At 40.4% G+C, this 12,926-nt stretch carries 12 protein-coding genes and 1 pseudogene; 6 read left to right on the top strand and 7 right to left on the bottom strand.

The window, feature by feature from the left end; all coding sequences use genetic code 11:
• Positions 1 to 266: 266 nt before the first annotated feature.
• The 5 genes from tnpC to MLE13_RS10565 all read right to left on the bottom strand — a co-directional run bounded on the left by tnpC (position 267) and on the right by MLE13_RS10565 (position 5,317).
• Positions 267 to 1,853, bottom strand: coding sequence for an IS66 family transposase (tnpC, locus tag MLE13_RS10585; RefSeq protein ID WP_240749682.1), 1,587 nt, complete (start codon positions 1,851 to 1,853; stop codon positions 267 to 269).
• A 39-nt stretch (positions 1,854 to 1,892) separates the two neighbouring features.
• Positions 1,893 to 2,249 (bottom strand): IS66 family insertion sequence element accessory protein TnpB, encoded by a 357-nt coding sequence (tnpB, locus tag MLE13_RS10580; protein ID WP_240749681.1) that lies wholly within the window; start codon positions 2,247 to 2,249, stop codon positions 1,893 to 1,895.
• Positions 2,246 to 2,551, bottom strand: coding sequence for an IS66 family insertion sequence element accessory protein TnpA (tnpA, locus tag MLE13_RS10575; RefSeq protein WP_240749680.1), 306 nt, complete (start codon positions 2,549 to 2,551; stop codon positions 2,246 to 2,248). Before tnpA ends, tnpB begins: the two co-directional genes overlap by 4 nt.
• 636 nt (positions 2,552 to 3,187) lie before the next feature.
• Positions 3,188 to 3,793, bottom strand: a complete 606-nt coding sequence (locus MLE13_RS10570; RefSeq protein ID WP_240749679.1) for a transposase — start codon at positions 3,791 to 3,793, stop codon at positions 3,188 to 3,190.
• 3 nt (positions 3,794 to 3,796) lie between these two features.
• A complete protein-coding gene (locus MLE13_RS10565) occupies positions 3,797 to 5,317 on the bottom strand; it encodes a YifB family Mg chelatase-like AAA ATPase (RefSeq protein WP_346429162.1) in 1,521 nt (506 codons plus the stop codon).
• 182 nt (positions 5,318 to 5,499) lie between these two features.
• On the opposite strand from MLE13_RS10565, the gene MLE13_RS10560 reads away from it, so the two are divergent.
• Positions 5,500 to 5,973 carry a hypothetical protein gene (locus tag MLE13_RS10560; RefSeq protein WP_240749677.1) on the top strand — a complete coding sequence of 158 codons (474 nt, stop codon included), beginning with the start codon at positions 5,500 to 5,502 and terminating at the stop codon, positions 5,971 to 5,973.
• 428 nt (positions 5,974 to 6,401) lie between these two features.
• On the opposite strand, the gene MLE13_RS10555 is transcribed toward MLE13_RS10560, so the two are convergent.
• Entirely contained in the window at positions 6,402 to 6,701 is a 300-nt protein-coding gene (locus MLE13_RS10555) for an S-layer homology domain-containing protein (protein ID WP_240749676.1), read from the bottom strand.
• Between the two features lie 1,006 nt (positions 6,702 to 7,707).
• Between MLE13_RS10555 and MLE13_RS10550 the strand changes: the two genes are divergently transcribed.
• From MLE13_RS10550 to MLE13_RS10530, 5 genes are read left to right on the top strand one after another with little or no spacing between them, the layout of a single operon-like run.
• The gene (locus MLE13_RS10550; protein WP_240749675.1) at positions 7,708 to 8,190 is read left to right on the top strand and encodes a hypothetical protein; all 483 of its coding nucleotides are present in this window, start codon (positions 7,708 to 7,710) and stop codon (positions 8,188 to 8,190) included.
• A 4-nt stretch (positions 8,191 to 8,194) separates the two neighbouring features.
• Positions 8,195 to 9,892, top strand: a complete 1,698-nt coding sequence (locus MLE13_RS10545; RefSeq protein ID WP_240749674.1) for a hypothetical protein — start codon at positions 8,195 to 8,197, stop codon at positions 9,890 to 9,892.
• A gap of 13 nt (positions 9,893 to 9,905) precedes the next feature.
• Complete coding sequence (locus tag MLE13_RS10540) at positions 9,906 to 10,100, top strand: hypothetical protein (protein WP_240749673.1); 195 nt, start codon at positions 9,906 to 9,908, stop codon at positions 10,098 to 10,100.
• Positions 10,097 to 10,660: a hypothetical protein gene (locus MLE13_RS10535; protein WP_240749672.1), complete on the top strand. Its 564-nt coding sequence runs from the start codon at positions 10,097 to 10,099 to the stop codon at positions 10,658 to 10,660. Before MLE13_RS10540 ends, MLE13_RS10535 begins: the two co-directional genes overlap by 4 nt.
• Complete coding sequence (locus MLE13_RS10530; protein WP_240749779.1) at positions 10,657 to 12,216, top strand: AAA family ATPase; 1,560 nt, start codon at positions 10,657 to 10,659, stop codon at positions 12,214 to 12,216. Before MLE13_RS10535 ends, MLE13_RS10530 begins: the two co-directional genes overlap by 4 nt.
• A 525-nt stretch (positions 12,217 to 12,741) precedes the next feature.
• Here the strand turns inward: MLE13_RS10530 and MLE13_RS10525 are convergent.
• A pseudogene (locus MLE13_RS10525) lies at positions 12,742 to 12,926 on the bottom strand (hypothetical protein); the annotation flags it as partial.

The following is a 12,926-nucleotide window of genomic DNA, read 5'->3' as shown; positions in this document are numbered from 1 at the left end:
CGGGGATTGGCAGTTTAGTTTTGTAAGCGTCCAATAATGAGCACGTTCTAATAGAAGATTCTTCATGAGATACTCTTTCCAGACTTAAATTTCTGGGGGGAGTTTTTTTGAAAAGAAAAGAGAAAGAATTATATTGGACAGGTCAAATCAGTGAATATCGGGAAAGTGGAGAAACTTTAGTTCAATGGTGGTAAGCGTCTAATGATGAACACCTGGTTTCTTAGAAAAGAAAATGCCTTTCCGATTTTTTGTCGGAAAGGCATTTTTTATTTTTTCTTTTGGATATAACAGTCTTTCGGAAGTTCCTTCGACCACGGCATGAGATGCTCGAGGTTCAGGTCCGCCGTCATGTCCAGCTGCGGAAGTTCTTCGAAAAGAAATTGAAGGTAGAAAAATGGATTCAAGCCATTCTCTTTGGCTGTCTCTACGAGACTGTAGATGATGGCACTGGAATTCGCTCCGCTTGTCGAAACGGCGAACAGCCAATTTTTTCGTCCAATGACGAACGGTTTAATTGACCGTTCCGCACGATTGTTGTCGATCTCGATGCGTCCGTCTTTCATGAATGTTGTCAGCTTATGCCATTGATTCAACGAATAGGTGATGGCTTTCCCGGTGGCTGATTGCGGCGCAATGATTTCTTTTTGTTCATGGAGCCAAGCCAAATAAGCATCCAGCACAGGCTGACTGTCTTTTTGTCTTATTTTCAATCGCTCTTTGGCGTCCAACTTCTTGATTTTTCGTTCAATCGCGAATAATTGGTTACAGAAGTTGAGGCCCTTTTTGGCAATCGTCGATCGGGTGGAACTTGATGAGGGGCTCTTCAATGCCTTCAGCGCCTCATCGAATTTCCGACGGGCATGTGCCCAACAGCCCGCGAGCTCCACATTTTCGAGCGATTCATAACCGGCATATCCGTCGACGTTGAGGTAGCCTTCGTATCCCTTCAAGAAATCCTTCGGATTTTTACTCGATCGGTTCGCTCGGTAATCGAAAAGGACCATCGGTTTTTTCGTTACAGAACTCGTGCGATAGAGCCACATGTACGACTTGGATTGTGCTGTCTTGCCGGGTTCATCGAGAACTTGCAGGCTGGTCTCATCGGCATGAAGCAGCTCTTCCTGCAGGAGTTGACGGTGGAGAAAATCATAAAACGGGCGCAACCAGCGGGTCGTACTTGAAATCATCCAATTCGAGAGGGTCTGGCGGTTCAACGGGATGCCCATCCGTTCCAGCTGCTTTTCCTGACGATAAAGCGGAAGACCATCCGCAAATTTTTGCGTCATGACAAAGGCGATTGCGGAAGGTGAAGCCAATCCCTTTGGGATGACTGGATTTGGCATCTTCGCTTTGACGATGGGAGTCGTGATGGCATGCTTCTCACAATGACGGCAGCTGTAAATGTGCTGAACGTGTTCCACCACTTTGACCTGCGCCGGAACGACCTTCAATTCTTGCCGGGTTTGGTGGCTCATTTCATGAAGTTCGTGATTGCATGCCAAACAGACCTTCTCTGCATCAGAAAGGTAGTAATGGATGGTTTCGACCGGCAGGTCTTTCAGTTTTTCTGCACGGCCGCCAATTTTTTTGCGCGTGTAGTTGATGGTCTCCATTGTCGGTTCCGCCAATAAGACGGAAGAAGAGATTTCGGCTTCGTTGAAAAGCTGAAGCGTCAACTGGTTTTCGTCCGTCTTTTCGCTGGATACACCAAAGCGTTTCTGCTGGGCCAATCGAAACTGCTCTTCGTACCACTGCACCTTCAACTCCAGTGTCTTCATCTGGTTCTCTAGCTGCGCGTTCTTCTTTTCCAATTCTTCAATTGTGGGTGAGGTCTTTCCGTCCATTATTTTCATAAGTCTAAGAATAGCACAAAAGTTTTGCCTCAAATAGACCTAAATGATTTTTTTCGCCGCAACGGATGGATGCGCCTGACGTTGGTTCAGCGGCAGGCCATCAAGCAACCAGTTCAACTGCCGAGACGTGATTGGAAGGGGCTGGTTGGACCCAAGGTCCGGCCAATCGAACAACCCTTTTTCCAATCGGCGATAGTAGAGCCAGAAGCCATTGTGATCCCAGAATAAAATCTTGAGCTTGTCGTTCTTCCGGTTACAAAACACAAAGAGCGCGTTGGAAAAAGGATCGAGCTGAAATAATTCCTGGACGATAACCGCGAGCCCATCAATTGACTTTCGGAGGTCTGTCGGTCCGGTAGCCAAATACACCCGCTCGACAATTCGGCCATTCATCATAATTGATTAAGTGTCCGAAGGACCTTCAGTAACAGTTCGTCCTGGAAGCCACTCATCACCTCAATTTCCACATTTTTTATTTTCAACGTAAGCGTCGTCTCGCTCAAAGGTTCTTCTACCAGACAGGAGACCCAAGCGGTCTCTTGCGATTTTTTGGATACGGGCGACTGTTTGCGCAGCCAGTATTTCATCGTGTGGATTTTGATGTCATTCTTCTCGCACCACTGAACCAAGGGTTCTCCACTTTGCCGGTATTCGCTGATTTGACCTGTCCAATATATTTCTTTCTCTTTTCTTTTCAAAAAAACTCCTCCCAGAAATTCAAATCTGGAAAGAGTATCTCACGAAGAATCTTCTATTAGAATGTGTTCACTATTTGACGCTTACCGCAAGAATACATTTACGAGTATGAAGAAACCTATCGAATGTTAAAGAAATTTAATGTGCCCGTCTATATCGGGGAAGAACGCGCCCCTGTGAGCGAAACAATTTAGCCTATACAAAGAAATTGAATAACGAAAAGGCCATCTTCAGTGAAATCAATGGATTTCGAAGATGGCATTTGTGTATTTATGGAGAGGAATAAATAGTCATAACTGAGCCGTACACAGGCAACAACTGGATAATGTTTTCCAGTAAAGCCATCAGAAGAGCAAATAATCAACGTTACATCACCGGCGGCTCCATATCCTCCACATGCGGATCTTCTTCTGCGTTCTGCGCTTAAGTCATGAAAAACCGCGCCCCTGTGAACGAAACAATTCCACCTATACAAAGAACTTGCATAAAGAAAATGCCACCTTCAATGAAATCAATCGATTTCGAAGATGGCATTTGTGTATTTATGGAGAAAACTAAATAGTTATAACTGAGCCGTACACAGGGAACAACTGGAGAATGTTTTCCAGTAAAGCCATCAGAAGAGCAATTGATCAACGCTACATCACCGGCGGCTCCATATCCTCCACATGCGAATCTTCTTCTGCGTTCTGCGCATAAGTCAGGCAATACATACAATAGGCTGTGTTGTTTTTCTCGAACGGCTCCGGCAGCAAGCTTTTCAACAGCTCTCGGTCTAAAAAAGCCGGAGCCGGAAGTGACTCGTCCCAATACAACGGGAACGAACTATACGGATATAGCTCCAATCGCTCCACCATCGGCTTTTTGGTTTGAATCGGGTTGCGGTGGATATAGCTACTGACCGTGAGAAGGCCAAGACGCGAATCGACTTCTTTCGCGAAATAGCGCTTTTGGTATATTCGTCCAATGTGTCGATAACGCTTGGCATAGGACATGGAATACCGGCGATTGACCAGTCCCATGATTTTATGGAGGGGATCACGCTCGGCTTTGATCAAAATGTGATAATGGTTGGTCATAAAACAATAAGCCAAAATTTTAAACGGGTAATCTACATAAATATGTTGAAATGCCCGCTTGAGCTCAAACATATCTTCTTTCGTTTTGAAAATCGGTTGCCGGTTATTGCCGCGCATGATGACATGGTAATAAGAATGAGGGTTGAACGCTCGTTTTCGTGTCATGGCTCACCTCATCAACGAACGATGCGATCGAGACGCATTGATTTTCCAGTCGAGTGCTTCCTCAATGGCGGCATCTGTTACATGGTCTTCGTCTGCGACATCGGAAATGGTTCGTGCCAATCGAAGAATTTTCATCGTGGCACGACTGCTTAGCTTTTCTTGAAAACTCACCGTTTCGATCCGTGCCAGTTGTGCCGGTGAAAAAGTCGTTTTGTCTTCAAACAACTTAATCGGTACGATGGCATTCGTGTAGTTAGCGCCGTAACGAACGCGTTGCCGAGTGCGTGCAACTGTTGTCAGCATGCGCAGTTCATCAGACGTAACAGCTGTCAATTGAGCCAACACGCCTTGGTTTTTCATTTCTAGCACAAAGTCCACGCGGTCAAGTATCGGACCTGTGATTTTTTGCATATACTTTAAGCGAGCTTTATCGCCGCACGTGCAATATTTTTCATGGGAGCCGTAATAACCGCACGGACACGGGTTGGTTGCGGCGATCAAGTTAATAGCTGCTGGAAACTGATCGGATCCTTCAACGCGATTCACCACGGCAAACCCACTTTCGAGGGGCTGACGCAGCGTATCAATCACACGACGCGGAAAATGACCTAACTCATCTAAAAACAATACTCCCCGGTGCGCCAGCGACATTTCGCCAGGCTTCGGGAAACGACCGCCACCGATAATCGCACCTTCAGAAGATGAATGATGCGGACTGCGAAATGGTGGACGTTCTGACAACGAACGAGCTTGCTTGGCCATCTGGTAAATACTATAAACCTCTAACATTTCGTCATGTGCCAAGTCAGGCAAAATCGTATGAAAGGCATTAGCGAGCAAACTTTTCCCGCAACCCGGGGGACCGCTCATCAACACATGATGACCACCAGCTGCCGCAAGTAATAGCGCGCGCTTCGCTTCCTCGTGACCGCGAATCGCGGAAAAGCACACGTGAGGAACTTTTTCAGTATCTTCGTAGAACGTTTCGGGTGTTAACAGTGTGAGGTCTTCATCAAACAGGGAAGTATTTCCAGCTAAGTGGGAAAGTAAAGAGGGCATGTCCGGCATACGAATCAAGGCGACATCCGCAGCTTGTGCAAAAAGGGAGATTTCAATGGGTGGAATGTAAATGCGTTTAAAGCCGAGTAATATGGCTTGGTAGATTGTTGGAATCATACTGTGAAACGTCGTCAATTCACCGTTCAACGTCAATGCGGCAATAAAGCAAGTCTTATCGGGGATGTCCAACGGTTTTTTCGCCATCGCTTGCAGCACCGCCAAAAGCATTGCCGCGTCATATGAAGTACCTTGCTTTTTCACATCGGCAGGGGATAAGTGAATGGTGATTTTCTTCATGTCGATATCTTTTTTCAGTGCGTGTAAGCAATTCAAAATCCGTTCACGCGACTCTTTGATCGACACATCAGGTAAGCCGATAATAATGCATTGTTCTTTGTCTTCCCGAACAGTCGCCTCGACGCGAATCACCTGACCGGTCAATCCGCTCATGCCGACACTGTAAATGTAATTGCTTATGAGAACCCCTCTTTTCTTTGGAATTGTTACGTACCGTTTCAGTATAAGGGATGTTGAGTTACTTGTCTAAATAATCTGAAATTAAGAAAGGGACTCCTTAACAATCCATCCGTTCATCCAGGAAATATGCTATTCTGAAATTATCATAGAAGAAAAATGAGGTGCGCTGCATGAAGAAACTAAAAGAGAATCCGGACTTTATTCCTTACATAGCAGTTGAAGGGGACGAGATGCTCGGCGGCTTTCCATTCAACTGGCATGTCACTCGTGCCACTGAATGGATTCAAGAAAATCCGGATCAAGTTGAACGGTCTGTTGTACAGATTGGACCGCCGGGGCTGGGAGCGGATTCATCAAAGTTGGATGAAGAGTTCCTGCCGAAAGCAGATCTGACCCGGCCAATCATCATGGTCCGCATGCGTCCAGAATTTTTCCGGCTGATCGGCGGCAACCACCGCGTAGCAAAAGCGAGGCGTATGGGAATAAAGGAACTGCCGGCCTATTACCTAACACAGGAACAACACCGCCAGTTTTTCACATCCACTGATATGGACAAGCGGTACGTGGAGTATTGGAATGGCAAGCTGAAAGATTTTAAGAAAGACAAAGGGCGCTGGGGAGTTGTCGGAGAAGTCCAGGTTTGAGTTGGTGAAAGCGGATGGAATGCAGCATTATTTTAAGAGATTATGTCCGAGGAAAGGAAGAATTCTATACAATTCTGAATTGTGTGGTTCACTAGGAGCATGAAATTACAAAAAGACAACCGGCTTTCAAAAGCTAGTTGTCTTTTTGTTTAGAACTAAATAAAGGAGTTTTATTAAAAAATGCTTTTAGTTACATTACATCAACTAATTCAAAAATTGTTTTGATGGAATACAAAGTTTTAATCTTTGCGAAAGCTTCAATAAAGTACTCTGTGTAGCCAAATACTGTCATCAAATCAACTGCATTCGCGAAGTAGCTATGAAGTAGTTATGGAAATGGATAGGGTACCAATACTTCAAGGCTATTGTCATACCTGAAAATCCTGAATTTTGAGCAGACATGTCTTTAAAGTTCATTTCACGCATAATCATACGGATTGCATGATCCGTTTAATGCTAGCTGATGGATTAAACTTTCCGTCATGGAATCCCAAGATAATTCTTTTCCCTGTCAGGTAGTTAACTTCACCTTTGAATGCATTCACATCTGGAAATGTCGTAGTTTTTGTAATAGCTACAGGTTTATTTGTTGATTGAGTGTTAAGGTCGGTAGATGCCATAGCTGGTGAAGATGCCATCTCGGATACTACTAAAATTGCTTTCTTACCTGTCCGATACTGAACTCCTAACGATAAGCTTGTTAGAGTGGGTATATTTATCGCAACCAACGACTTTTCTCCATCTAATTGTTGATAGCGTAATCAAATAGGATTTGTAGTCGAATCAGTCTGTTTTTTTGATTACTATTTTCTTAGCACTTGCTTTTGGGACTTAGAATTGTGAATAAGTCAGTATAAGTTTAAATGCTCATTAGTATAAAAAAATCTTTTAATTCAGATTAATTAACAGTAAAATAGTATTAATGAGAGGAGGAGTACTAGATAAAATGTCATGATCATTATGATGTATATGCCGTTTAGAGGTCTTTCGAATGCCAAAAGGCTTCATGTCTTGGATTTACCGATAATTTGGCGATCTAATTTGCGATAACTTCAATTTAAGCAGAGTATTAAGATAAAAGTATTCATTAAAAAGATGATTATGGAGTGTACACTATTTATCTGGAAATTTAATAGTTATATAGGACGCTCAGGGTTCTGGCTGCTCCTCTTCGGGAGAACTTCTTTGGAGGGATTTCTTGGGGATAGAGTGGACTTAACCGAATCACACCAAATGTGTTTTTACTCTTACCATTAGTTGATCGACTAGTATATTTTGTAGTCAAACTGATCATGCAATTTATCAAACTGTAACAGGGTTAAGAAAACCGTAGTACTGGAAACATACATAAGAACTGCTTAAAGGTTTTTTTAACGTAAGAGAAAAAGAATTATTCTTAGTTAAAGTAACACTGACTATACTAAAATGTTGAATAAGAAATATACAGTTCAAGAAATGGAAATATCTTTTTTTGAATTTTGAGTACGGTACTTTAGTGCTTAACTAAATCCTTAATATAGTACCAACCTTAACCTATCTTAATAATAAGTAAAAGCGTAAGAATAATTCCTGCAAGCGAAATATAAAGAATATTAAAAAATAATCCTAACATTTCTTTGTATAGAATTCCTTTGAAAAAAAGGATAGAAAGTTTATTATGTTTTCTTATTTATTAAAGAAAGATTCAGTAGAGCTTGATATAGTACAAAAAAAGAAGTGACTAGGAGGGTACGGATGAGAAGATCAATTATTAATCCCAAAGTTAAACAACCTGCGAATCAAACTTTTTCTTTAAGCAAACAACCTAACCGGGTCAGTGAATTATCTGGTTTAGCTTTAGATAAGAGTTTAAGGCAAAAGAGGTCATCCGAATATATAGAGGTGATGACTAAACTGGATGCAGGAAGTATGCTAAGCAAACAACAGCATATAGATGAATTGAAACAATCCATTCGAAGTGAATTTCCAGATTTATCACCAAGTCAGTACCTAATTGGTATAGTATCAAAGTGTTATTTAGGAAATCCCTATACTGTACATTCTCTTGATATGAGTTTGGATATACTACAGCATTATAAAAGAGGCGAAGTTTTGCCTGATTCGATGGAACGTGCAAGAAGCCTAGCTCTGCATCCAGGCTATGAGTTTATAGAAGTATACAACAATGAACTGCGTGCCATTTCTACAAACGGCGATGTAGCAGTTATTAAGGGGTGAGAAAATGTCAGATAGCCAAATTTCTTATGCTAATTTAGATTACATTGAAAACAGTTTGAGTGCATTAAATAGTGGAGTCTCTCATTTAACAGATCAAGTAAGCTCAGTAAATCTTGATTTATATGAAGTACGAACAAACTTGGAGCAACTAATTCAAGAATTCCAAGAATACGTAAAAAAAGATCTTTTAGGGAAAAATTTACAACTAGCAGAAACAAGAATTGTGAAAGTTCGTCAGGAGATAGAAAGTGATTTTGGCCATTATGGAGAAGTTAGACGCCGAGTAACTGGAATTCTTCAAGCTGTAGATGTTGGTTTAGTAAAAAAAGAAACAGTAGCAAATGCTTCAGAAGAGCACATGCTGTCATCCCCACGTTACTGGCTCGCTCCATGCCTTATTTCGCTATCTGCTTGGTTGAGTAACAATAAAGAATTGGCAGATAAATCTATGATGGAGGCATTACGTCGTGATAGTGAGAAGACAGCTCTATTTTTCACTTTGGTTACGAGACGTGGTGGTCGATACCAGGCCAGCAGTGAATGGTTAAATCATTATTTAGGCTTGCAGAATCCAGAAGAGTTGGAACGAGAAATTGTTGTGATGATCGATGGTTTCACAAACGGTATTTTTGGTCCCGATGCTCGATCAAAATGTGGACAACAGATTGAAAGTTGGATTACTGAATTGTCTCAGAAAGTAGGATTTGTGGAAGAACAAAATGCTCAATGGAAAGTTGCATTGGAATCTAAAATTGAAGAACAAGATATCGATATGTATCCCTATTTAGCTGATTACAGTCCTACCTGGGAAAAATTGAAATCTAGTCTTGAAGGAGCAAAACTTCATGAAAATATTCATGATTATTTTGAAGATATATTTAGCCAAGAAGTAAGTCCTTCTAAAACTATTGCGTTTGCAGTTGACGCAATGCTAGACACATTGATTACAAAATTTGATGAAGAAGAATTACCACTTCGTAAAGAAGAGAGACTCTTATCCCTTATTATCGAACAAAGTGGTAACGAGGGACATGCACAGACTCTTTTTAATAATGAAAAGTCGTTGGAAGAAAGAGTATCATTTACTCAATTGTTAACCAATTTTGCAATGCAACCTGAAATTTCGAATGCATCACTGACAACTCAAAAATTTTCAATTGCATGGTCAAAAGAGTGGATTAAGAATGCTCACGATGACATTACCGCAGACAATAGAGCTTCTGTGCCCTCAGAAATAGCAATAGAAATTAAGCAGTGGAATGGAGTAACTGAAACAGGCGAAAATGAGGAAGAATTAGTAAAGTCTCTAGAAAGACATGTAGACAGAGAGAAAAAACTATTATTCTCTGAGGTAAAGTTTAAAGGTGCACACTATATAGGAATGATTGCTACAATAATGTTTATTTATATGGGCTTTAGTACACCTATTTTATTGTTTTTAGCTATATTTTCTGCAGGTTATGTTTATTTAGGGTATAAAGAGATGCAAAAGAGAAAAGCAAAAATCTCTCAAATCGCTAAGGAACAATTCGAAAACGATAAGATTCTTTTACGTGCTACGTTAGCGGAAGTAGTTGATTGGAGACAAGAATACGCTAAAGAAGATGCCAATGCTTCAAAAGTGAGTGATTTATTAGAAGCAGTTAATCCAGAACAATATTCGTTTTCACGCTACGGTAACGCACGTGCTATCTTAAGTTGAGGGGGGAAATATTGTGAATACAAATGAAAATTCAGCAGGTGTATTGGTTAGAAAAAAGACGCCAATAAAGTCAGTTAACACTGAGGAAGCAATTATGAATGAAATCGAAAAAGAAACTGTCAATAATGCACTTGCTACACAATTTCCTGAATGGGATTTAAAGCCACCAGGAAATATTATAAGAAGGAAAAGGACGAAATTATCATGACACCACCTACAACATATTCCCAATGGTTGGATTGCTTGCAGTCTATCAAATCAGAAACTACAGATGAGGAAATTATGTTATCGATGGAACTTGGCAGTATTGAGTGGACACCCGGTGTTGCGGAACGATTCGTGCAAAAAATTTACGAGACAATGGAAGTTAGACTGAAAATTGCTTCGGATCAATTCCAAACGGGGTTGAATCGTAGCGGAAATGACGAAACCTTATTGGTAACTGCCATTTTATTAATGCGTAAAAGATTAGCTTATCTTATGAGACTGGCAAGTTTACCTGCTCTTCCTGAGGAAGTAAGAGATGCTTTGAAAAAAATACTTATGGAATTTGCAGATACAGCTCAAAAATCACTTGAGGAAAGTGCGAAAACTGATCGAACGGGTCAATCAAAGGTGACGATTAGAAATAATCCAATTACAGATTTTCATAAGATGGAACGAACATATGGGAACTCTATGCCTAAAAAGATTCAAACGCCATTAAAAGTGGAACTAGAATCGAAGGAAATGGGTTTGAGTAAAAGAAGGAGGGTGATTTGGAAATGAATGATGCAGTCAGCTGTTATGAAACACTTGAGAGATATTTGAAAGCAAGAATTCCTTTTATCACTATTCGCACATCTGAGCATAAAAGAGCTTTAGAAATAGCAACACAAATTGCTCATAAATTATCATTACCAATTTTCAGTCACACTATATCCCAGGGGACAAGAGATATCCATTCGAATAGGGTTGTAAATGAAGATCGCTCAGTGATGGGTGGACTAGATTACGCTAATCACAAAATCAGTCAACAGCAAAATTTGACTTTTATCTTTACAGAAGTTCAAGATCTGGAGGATGATTCTCCCCTTGCTCGTCAATTTCAAGATCTAGCTATGATGGCTATTGAAACTGGAGGGAGTATTATTGTCATCACAAATAAGTCAGTGTGGGGACCGCTACAGAGATCGGGGATGTCCATTGCACTAAATCCGCCAAATGAAGACGAAATGCTTCAAATTATTCAAGATCAAATTTCAAGCTATCGTGGCGAAATGCTTATTGAATGGGAGCTTGAGGAAGAAAAACAAGCTGCAGCCATTTTAGCAGGAATAAGTCAAATAGAAGCTGAAAATGTAATTGCAACGCTTCTTGCAAATGGTTCTATAACCAACGAGGATGTAAAGGAATTGATGCATGCTAAAGATCGTATTTTTTCAGATATATCCGGCATAGAACGTGTTCATATTAAAGAAGAATATGCTATTGGTGGATTAGAAGGTCTTAAAACGTGGCTTCACGCAAATGAGAAATTGTTGACTGCTGATTTAAGAGATAGAGGCATTCGCCCACCAAGAGGAATACTATTAGTAGGTGTTCCGGGCTGTGGTAAGTCTTTGTCCGCAAAATCTATAGCTTCACAGTGGAATTTACCACTTTATCGGTTAGACCTATCTACTATCCATGGACAATATTTGGGACAAAGCGAGTCCAGGTTGAAAGAGGCTCTCTCTACTGCTGATCACGTCGCTCCTTGTGTCTTGTGGATTGATGAAATTGAGAAAGGCTTGGCAGGAGCCATTGGCGGAGGAGATGGAGGAACTTCGACTCGATTAGTAGGACAATTTTTATATTGGCTTCAAGAAAGTCTAGCAAGAGTATTCATAGTGGCTACAGCTAATGATGTTTCTCAACTACCACCTGAATTATTGCGAAGAGGACGTTTTGATGAACTATTCTTTGTAGATTTGCCGACTCCCGAAGAACGAGAGCAAATTATTAAAATTTATGTTAAAAAGGGAATGAAGTTGGAGTTGTCCAATGAATTGCTTCAGCAATTAGTTATTCTATCTGAAGGTTTTGCTGGATCAGATTTAGAAGCTGCAGTAAGGGAAGTGGTTAAACAAGCGGTAGTAAAGGGAGATGATTCTGTAACTGAACAAACATTTATCGATTATTTTCAAAATATTGTGCCGCTTTCCCAGACAAGTCCAGAACAGATAGAGAGTATTAGAACATGGGGGAAAGAGAGAGCAGTTCCTGCAGGCAAACAACCTGAAGTTGTTGGGTCTGATTCTTTGTTAACAAAGAAAAGAACAGGTCGGACAGTTCTTGTATAATGAACGAATTTAATAAATCATTAAGTTCAATCTTTGTATCAAACAGGCTCCTAAGATGTGCAATAAAATTATGTAAGGAGACTGTTGAGATAAATGATGGGGCAGTTTTTTACATTTTCAAAGTGGAATATAACTAGTATATAGTAGTTGGAAATTGTATCTTGTGGCCGAATTTTTTTATTTATTAGCGTTTATTAATGAACAATACGTTATTAGAAGGTATAATAATTTTTTTATTTTACTAGAGGAATATTTTATTTTTGGGTATGATATTTCTCAAGACTTTTTCACTGTGGATTGAAGAATTGTTTGGGTGTCAGATACCCAAATAATTCTCAAATAACTTCTAAACAGCCAACGTTATTGTTCGCTGCGAAACCACCTGTTAACTAGCCGATTCAAGTCGGATTTGTTGTAAAATTGTTTGCCTTTATTATTCACTCATGAAAGAGCTTTTAAGAACGAGAAATAAAGAGCTTTGTTCAATCACCATTTTAATGCCTTTGCATTTAAAATGGTGATTTTTTATGAAGATTTTTCTGAATACGGGATATTCAAAACAGTAGAATCGAAAAAAAACCAAATGTTTACTTTTACACCAAACGCCTCGAAATCTTGTGCCGTAAATTCTTCGACTGTCCAGGTTAATGCTTCTTCATTAAAATCTGCGCTCGAAATTTTAGCGACTTTTATTGAATTAGCCATGACGA

It is taken from the genome of Planococcus halocryophilus, from assembly GCF_022489025.1.
GTDB lineage: Bacteria > Bacillota > Bacilli > Bacillales_A > Planococcaceae > Planococcus > Planococcus halocryophilus_A.
Note: the sequence above shows the minus strand (reverse complement) of the source record. Positions and strands in the feature narration are given on the sequence as shown.

Coding starts and splice junctions, on each gene's coding strand:
- tnpC (WP_240749682.1), bottom strand. CDS start 1,853: ATGAAAATAATGGACGGAAAGACCTCACCCACAATTGAAGAATTGGAA.
- tnpB (WP_240749681.1), bottom strand. CDS start 2,249: ATGATGAATGGCCGAATTGTCGAGCGGGTGTATTTGGCTACCGGACCG.
- MLE13_RS10570 (WP_240749679.1), bottom strand. CDS start 3,793: ATGACACGAAAACGAGCGTTCAACCCTCATTCTTATTACCATGTCATC.
- MLE13_RS10560 (WP_240749677.1), top strand. CDS start 5,500: ATGAAGAAACTAAAAGAGAATCCGGACTTTATTCCTTACATAGCAGTT.
- MLE13_RS10550 (WP_240749675.1), top strand. CDS start 7,708: ATGAGAAGATCAATTATTAATCCCAAAGTTAAACAACCTGCGAATCAA.
- MLE13_RS10545 (WP_240749674.1), top strand. CDS start 8,195: ATGTCAGATAGCCAAATTTCTTATGCTAATTTAGATTACATTGAAAAC.
- MLE13_RS10535 (WP_240749672.1), top strand. CDS start 10,097: ATGACACCACCTACAACATATTCCCAATGGTTGGATTGCTTGCAGTCT.
- MLE13_RS10530 (WP_240749779.1), top strand. CDS start 10,657: ATGAATGATGCAGTCAGCTGTTATGAAACACTTGAGAGATATTTGAAA.